The following is a 7,506-nucleotide window of genomic DNA, read 5'->3' on the forward strand; positions in this document are numbered from 1 at the left end:
TTCCTCTTCCTCCTCCTCCACGGGCCAGACCCCCCCAAAAAGAAAACGGTCTGGCCCTCTTTTTGTCAAAAAAAAGAAGGGGACGTAGGTTCTCAAGCAACTTGCGTGATGGCGCTGGGTCAGGCTTCCCACCGCTGCGTGGCTTAGGGTTCAGGGCGAGGGGCGACGACCGTCTGGGATAGGCTTTTGCGGGCCGCGACCAGGCCGAGCTCAAGGGAAGGGATTGGTTTGAGTGGCGAAAGGTGCCGTTGTACCGGGGAACTTGAAAAGGGCATTGTTTCGCCCGTTCGCCGGGGTTATTATGCTATTGAATTTTACACGGTGTCTTGGCTCGGACATAGACAGCGCAAAATTGACCCTAATGAGGACTGTATGAAGATCACTGGAGTCGAGACTTTTCTCACTCGTCCCAACACGGCCAGGAGCGGTTGGATAGGGGGGAAGAACTGGCTCCTGGTGAAGGTGAAAACCGATGCGGGGATTGAGGGCTGGGGTGAGGCATATACATTGCCTGACAGGGACAAGAACATTGCCCAGCATATTGTGGAACTCTCAAGGTACATCGCAGGAATGAACCCTTTCCATATCAAAAGATTTGTCTGCATGGCATACGATGACTTTGCCGGGAGGAGAGGGGCAATGGATCTGTTTTGTGCGGTGAGCAGCATAGAACAGGCTCTATGGGACATTGTGGGCAAGTCTCTCGGCACTCCGGTGTACAATCTGCTTGGGGGGCCGTGCCGTGACAGAATAAGAGTATACGCCAACGGCTGGTACGCCGGAGCGAGGACTCCCGAGGAGCTGGCCAGGATGGCGGCTGAGACCGTGAAGTCGGGCTTCACTGCCCTCAAATTCGACCCCTTCCCCGGGCCGTGGCGCCTGTTTATCAGCCAGGCCGACGAGAAGGCGGCTGCTGAGAATATGAGGGCGGTTCGGTATGCAGTCGGTCCTGACATAGACATCCTCGTGGAGGTCCACAGGCGGCTGGCTCCCATGCACGCCATACGGGTGGCCAGAATGATCCAGGAGTTCAACCCCTTCTGGTACGAGGAGTCTGTTCCATCGGACAACCTGGATGCCATGGTCGAAGTGCGGCGGGCTACTGGGTTGCCCGTGGTAACTGGAGAGACACTTTACACCAAGAACGCTTTCCGGGAAGTGCTGGAGAAAAGGGCAGCTGATATCTTGAATCCTGACGTGGCTAGCTGCGGGGGGATCCTGGAACTCAAAGAGATCGCCGCCATGGCCGAGCCCCATTACGTTGGAGTTGCTCCTCACAATTACAATAGCACCACCGTCGCCCTGGCCTCAACCATCCAGGTAGCCGCGACTATTCCGAATTTTCTCATCACCGAGTATTTTGTGAACTTCGCCGAGCCTGGAGACGCCATATCGGTGAACCCCTTAAGAGTGGAAGGGGGTTATATCAAGATCCCTACTGGTCCTGGGCTGGGCCTCGAAATAGACGAAGATGCCCTCTGGCGATACCCTTATCAGGAGTCGCCTCCAAGAAGCCTGGGCTCACATGAAGACCACTCGCCATAGCATTCCAGCAGATCTCAACAGGAGGAGAAGCCTGGCGACAAGGCGCTCTCCTTTCAAGAGAAAAGATCCCCAACAAACGGAGAGACAGCGCGGATATTCCCCATCCCTTGCTCAAATCCATGGTTTTGTGTAGCTTAGTAGTTGGTTGGTCCGTATGAGAGGGTGGCCTGTTGCCCGGGCCCCTCCGGGCCGCGTTTTGGGGGTTGACCGTATAAGTGACTCCAAGCCAGCGAGAGACTGGAGGACGAGGAGGATGAAAGTCAGTGCTACTATCTCTGCTTCTGGTTCGGGATTTGCGCCGATCTTGTTTCAGGGTGACTATGCCCAGCAGATTCAAGAGGCGGCCCGCATTGGATTTGAGGCCGTGGAACTCCACATCAGAGATCCAAACCGACTCGACCGGAGGGCCGTCCTGCGGAGCATCAAGGAGGCAGGGGTGGTTGTATCGACGATCGGAACAGGACAGGCTTACGTGGATGAGGGGATCTTCTTCACTTCGGGGAATGAGGAGATAAGACTCGCCGCGATCGAGCGGATCAAAGCCCACGTGGATTTTGCGGCACAGATCGGGGCCAGGGTGATCATCGGCACGATCAAGGGGCCTCTGCCGGAGAAAGAGCCGGAAAGGGCTGTGGCCAGGGCGAGAGCGAAGGACTGCCTGCTCGAATGTGCCGAGTATGCACGAGAGTCTCACACGGGCTTGACGCTCGAGGCCATCAACCGGTATGAGAGCAATTTTCTAAATACCGCTGAAGAGGCAAGACGTTTCATTGAGGAAATGGGATCCCCTGTGGTCGGCCTTCATCTGGACACCTTTCACATGAATATCGAGGAGACCTCTATCGAAAGAGCCTTGAGAGACAACGCCGACAGGTTGGTCCATATCCATCTCGCCGACAGCAACCGCTGGGCTCCGGGAATGGGGCATCTCGATTTCCCGTCCATCCTGTCTACCCTGCGAGACATAGGATACGAGGGGTACCTGGGGATCGAGTGCCTGCCCCTCCCTGACGGTGAGACTGCAGCAAGGCAGGCCCTCGGCTATCTTCAGAATCTGCTGTCAGAAGCCTAGATATCGGTTTTGGTGGTGCCCCTATTCCTTGGTATGACCTGACACTCGGCGATAGCTTCTTTGTGAGGGCTCCTGAGAGCTTGAACCTGTTGGCCTTGTGAGTCAGGTCCGTTGAATTTCAAATCATTTTGGGTATCCCTCGGTTTGAGATCCGGCGTAAGGGTTTTTACATGGAACCTCCGAAGCACAAGAGAGAGGCGGCTCGTGCTGGCCTCGAGACCATTGAAACATTCAAACGAGAGAAGTTCATCAGCAAGAGCGAGAAAATCAGGCAGATCTTCCAGCTGATCGAGAAAATCGCGAGATTCCCGGACGTCACTGTTCTGATTGAGGGCGAAACGGGGACCGGCAAGGAGCTGATCGCCGAGGCTATCCACTATCTGAGCCCCCGGGCCGGTGGCCCTTTTATTACTGTCAACAGCAGTGCGATTCCCAGCGGCTTGATCGAAACCGAGCTATTCGGATACGAGGGGGGGAGTTTCACCGGAGGGTTCCGCCAGGGGAAAAAGGGGAAATTTGAGATGGCCAATGGGGGGACGATACTGCTTGATGAAATCAGCGAGCTTCCCCTGGAGGCGCAGACAAAGCTCCTGAGAGTTCTCGAGGGTAAAGAGTTCTTCCGCGTTGGTGGAACTCGAAAAATCCGACTGGACGTGAGGGTGATTGCAGCCTCAAACAAGAGCCTCGAAGAGGCGATAAGAGCCGGTCACTTCCGTGAAGACCTTTACTACCGGTTGGATGTAGCCAGAATAGGGATTCCTCCTCTTAGAGAGAGAAAGGAAGACATTATTCCTATTGCCATGTTCTACATAGAGAAACTGAATCAGAAATTCGGGAGGAATTTTCGGTCTATTTCCGAGGAAGCCAAGAGCCTGCTGACTTCCCATCCCTGGAAGGGGAACGTGAGAGAGCTGAAGAACGCCATCGAAAGCGTACTGCTGGCTGAAAACGGGCACGTGCTGGAGGCGAGGCACCTCTCATTCCTCCGTTTCAGGCGGTCGGTACGACTCGACAAAAGGCAGGATGGATTTCCTGGCGAGCTCCCAGAGGATGGGATTGAACTGGAGTCCGTGGTCAAGGAGCTTATCCGACAGGCTGTAGAGAAGTGTGGAGGCAACAAGGCAAAGGCCGCGAGGCTCTTGGGTATCTCTAAGGCGACGCTTCTCTATCGCCTCAAGAAATACGGCTTGAAAAACACGGCCCGTACTCGGCCGGAATTCCTCGGGCAGGAGAAAAAGGGGCGATCGGGTGACTGAACCGGGAATGGGAAAAAGGGATTGTGCAGCCCCGTACGGATTTTGCGCGAAGATCTTGACGATGCGGTTCGACTCGCGCAAGGACTTCCGGCCCCAGTCCATGGAGTTTTCACATCTCCGGTGCACCACCTGGGAAGGGCGCCCACGGCCGGTACAGGTTACGGCTAGAGGTCGCGCCGGTACGGTGAAAAAAGGAGGTCCCATGGCCTCTTGATGGAGATTTGTCGGGAGTTGTCTACTCTCGGTATGAAATGATCCTCTTTGGCATCAAATGATACCCTTCGTGGAGGCCGGAATCGTGGTCTTGTTTGGTAACTTCCCGTGACTCCCGCAGACTGAGCCCAGATCGTGAGAGTTGGCACGGAGATAGCTTGCCCCTCTGGGGGGTGGGGTCTATCCGTTCCGGCCGCGCCATTTGCTGAGGAAGAGGTCTATGCCTTCAGATGGGGTCGGCCGCTGGTGTAAATGAGTGTGAACAGCGGTGGAACCGTCGGAGTTCTATCTCTGCCATAGGTTGTAGAATCGGAGGGAGAGGGATCTTGCCCGCTTCGGTGAGTCCCGTTCTCACTGAAGGGGGTGATTTTCCCCTTTTGTAAGGTCCAAGGTACGGCGGATCGTTCTGCTAGTGGCTGGTACCCGCCTTTCGGCTGGAAGGACAATGACCATTCGCCAAGAGGGATTTACCCTGGTCGAGCTGCTCGTGGTGGTGAATATCGTGGCCATCCTTGCGACAGTTACAACGGTTATTATCTCAAATTATGGGTCAGAATCGAGATGTGCAGAGATCTACAAGATTCTGCCTCAAGTGATTCGCTCGCAGGCCTTCTACTACATGAAGAACCACAGATACTATAAGGCTGATCACAACGAGCTCAAGAGCTACGGCGTGGATATATCAGGAACGAAATATTTCACCTACTCGACCTTCCCCAATGAGTTCTCATCATATGCAGTGAGGGCCGAGGCCACAGGGTGGGCATCGGGAGGCTGGGTATTGTACAATTACAGAGGTGAGCCCACCTGGAGTTGTGACGGCGTATTGATCAAGAGGGATTGGCTGCCTGAATGAGACGGGAGGAGCAAGCCCGGCTTCACCCTAACAAGGAGCGATCCCGATACTCCCCATGACGTTCAGCCCCTAAGAGTCAAATCCTGTCAAATGCTGTAAGTTGCTGAAATCAAGCTACTTTTTTCTTGACAAGGAATTCCGTTCGGTTACAATGGAGGAGTCTGGAGAGGCGGGCCGCCTATGGGGGGAGCAGACAAGGCGGTTCCGGCCGGGTGAAGACTTGATTCTCCGATAGCTGACTTTGTAGATTCTCTATGGGACGTTAGATAAAGCGGCACGGATCAGATCTCGTCTTCTCCATCTCAAAGAGGGGTCAGAAAAAGATGAACAAATCTTCGTATCTGCTGTTTGTGGCTCTGTTCGCCGTATTCGGTGTCCTGGCATACATACTGATTCACGATAGAGGCAACCCAGACACCCCCTATCCCTCAGGATTGGATGGGCACGCGGGTATGGCTGCAAGGAGGATTGGGCAAGCATGCCCGGGCGGTTGCCCTGCGGTAGAAGGCAGTCCCGGAATAAACAGCAGAGGACAGGTTGTGTGGCAGCAGTGGGACGGTGATGACTACGAAATACTCTTGTTTGACGGGTCAAGCACGCTCCGTCTCACCGGTAATTTTTGCGATGACATAGACCCCCACATAGATGATTTGGGGCGGGTGGCTTGGAGGGAGTTTGACGGTGAAGACTACGAGGTATGGTTCTATGACGGCGAAAGCATCAGGCAGCTTACAGATAACTCATACGACGAAGTCGGGCTCCAGCTGAACGGCAGGGGGCAGATGGTATGGTGGAGTGAACCAAAGAGTGCCGGGAAAGAGATATCCTTTTACGACGGCTCGAAAATTATCCAACTCGCAAAGGGTGTGGCCTTGGCAGGCAACCCGAGGCTGAATGCCGAGGGTGATGTGATATGGGTTGCAGGAAGGGAAGTCTTTCTTTACGACGGTAAAAGGGTCACGAAGATCTTGGCGGATACGAGGGATTGGGAGAATACTTCACGCCACGGCGGGAGAAGGAGGAGCCTTGTGCAGGGAGGCGGTGGAGAGGTCCACGCCGGGGTATTCAGGTCGACTTGTATCCCGGAAAACACCGGGCGGCATGACAGGGGAATGTCCGGCCGTCCTGTCTCCGCCTTCGGGGTGGACGGAGACGGGAACAAGGCGGGAAAAGGGGTTTGGACCGGGGGAGGGGATCCATTTTCTTCCGTCCCCGGCGTTCGACCGGGAAGCTTTGTCCAGATGGCTTGTCTGAGGGGTATTGACGGGCTGTTTGGAGGAGTGACTGATGATGGGATCGTCCCATCTGTTGAGAAGATAAGAAGGGGGAGTGCCAAGACGGTGGAGGCCGTCAGGGCGAACTCCCCTCCGGTAGGATTGGGGTCCCCGCAGGTGGAGGTCGAGGCTCCGCCGGAGAGCCATGGGAAGAAGCCCTTGGAGGCACCGGACGAGGAGGGGAAGGTCGACTGGAAGGCCGTCAGGGTCATCGGGTCTTCTATTCTCAAGTATTCCAGGAGATACCACGTGGACCCCGCCTTGGTGCTTGCGATTATCAATGCCGAGAGTGAGTTCGAGCATTCCTCTGTCTCCCATAAGGGGGCAATCGGTCTGATGCAGCTCATGCCCAGTACTGCTGCTCGACTCGGTGTGGACCCTTATGATATCGAGGAGAACATCAAGGGGGGGATCAAGCATCTCGGGTTTCTTTTGTCGAGATTCGATTCCTTGGAGATGGTGATTGCGGCTTACAACGCCGGTTCTGCCAACGTGAGAAAATACAAGGGAGTCCCCCCCTTCAAGGAGACGAAAAGATATGTGAGGAAGGTGCTGGCCTACTACGAGGGAAAGAAGCCCTGAAGCTGGGGTGGAGGAACGTGAGGGGGCTGATTGTGAGATCCTGTTCGGTGATGCCCGGGTGAATTTCCAGCCATAGTCTGCAATATGTGAAGTGCCGTCGAGGGCATGAAACTCACCGGTTTGGTTTGCATGAAGGGTGAAGTACACACAGGAGAGAAAGAAGATGAAGGGAACAGTTGCGTTGCTTGCTGGTCTTGCCGTTTTGGGCGTTGCCAGCCAGGGATTGACGGGAGGCTCTTCTACCCACCAGATCGTTTTGTGCACCGACATAGAAAACGCACACCCCCCGGCGTGGGTCTTGGAAAAGCTTGGCAACGAGTTTTTTGATCAGGAAAGCATCCGGAGTGTAACCACCCGGCCCCAGGCTGTTGGTTCCGTTTTTGTGAAGGGCAGAGACAAGCGGGTCTTTCTCGTATCCCGGTGGCATGGCCTTGAACCGGACCGGTCCTACACGTTTTCGGCCAGGTGGATCGACCCGCAAGGCGAGATCTGGACCGCCGGCTCGGCATCGTTTCATACCCCGGGGAGCCTTGATCCAGGCGTCTTCTTCACTTTCACAGCCCATCTGGACATGGACGATTCCCTGAGAAGCGGCCGGTGGAATGTGGAGGTCTTTCTCAACGGCGAACTGGTTGAAAGGAAGAGCTTCGTCATCGCTTCTTCTGATTGACCGCAAAGGTGCTCCTATCTCTCTCGTGGGGTTGCCTG

6 protein-coding genes are annotated in these 7,506 nt (G+C 55.2%); all 6 read left to right on the forward strand.

Annotated features, from left to right (window positions below; genetic code table 11):
- The first annotated feature begins 372 nt into the window (after positions 1 to 372).
- The 6 genes from JRJ26_19645 (at position 373) to JRJ26_19670 (ending at position 7,468) form a co-directional block, all read left to right on the forward strand.
- Positions 373 to 1,545: a mandelate racemase/muconate lactonizing enzyme family protein gene (locus tag JRJ26_19645; GenBank protein MBW2059706.1), complete on the forward strand. Its 1,173-nt coding sequence runs from the start codon at positions 373 to 375 to the stop codon at positions 1,543 to 1,545.
- Positions 1,546 to 1,798: 253 nt separating this feature from the next.
- Positions 1,799 to 2,617, forward strand: a complete 819-nt coding sequence (locus tag JRJ26_19650; GenBank protein ID MBW2059707.1) for a sugar phosphate isomerase/epimerase — start codon at positions 1,799 to 1,801, stop codon at positions 2,615 to 2,617.
- Between the two features lie 170 nt (positions 2,618 to 2,787).
- Positions 2,788 to 3,873, forward strand: a complete 1,086-nt coding sequence (locus tag JRJ26_19655) for a sigma 54-interacting transcriptional regulator (GenBank protein ID MBW2059708.1) — start codon at positions 2,788 to 2,790, stop codon at positions 3,871 to 3,873.
- Positions 3,874 to 4,531: 658 nt separating this feature from the next.
- On the forward strand, positions 4,532 to 4,942 hold the full coding sequence (locus JRJ26_19660; protein ID MBW2059709.1) for a prepilin-type N-terminal cleavage/methylation domain-containing protein: 411 nt from the start codon (positions 4,532 to 4,534) through the stop codon (positions 4,940 to 4,942).
- Between the two features lie 323 nt (positions 4,943 to 5,265).
- Positions 5,266 to 6,798: a transglycosylase SLT domain-containing protein gene (locus JRJ26_19665; GenBank protein MBW2059710.1), complete on the forward strand. Its 1,533-nt coding sequence runs from the start codon at positions 5,266 to 5,268 to the stop codon at positions 6,796 to 6,798.
- A gap of 163 nt (positions 6,799 to 6,961) precedes the next feature.
- Positions 6,962 to 7,468: a hypothetical protein gene (locus JRJ26_19670; GenBank protein ID MBW2059711.1), complete on the forward strand. Its 507-nt coding sequence runs from the start codon at positions 6,962 to 6,964 to the stop codon at positions 7,466 to 7,468.
- The last annotated feature ends 38 nt before the right edge of the window (positions 7,469 to 7,506 follow it).

Source organism: Deltaproteobacteria bacterium (genome assembly GCA_019308905.1).
Lineage (GTDB): Bacteria > Desulfobacterota > BSN033 > WVXP01 > WVXP01 > JAFDHF01.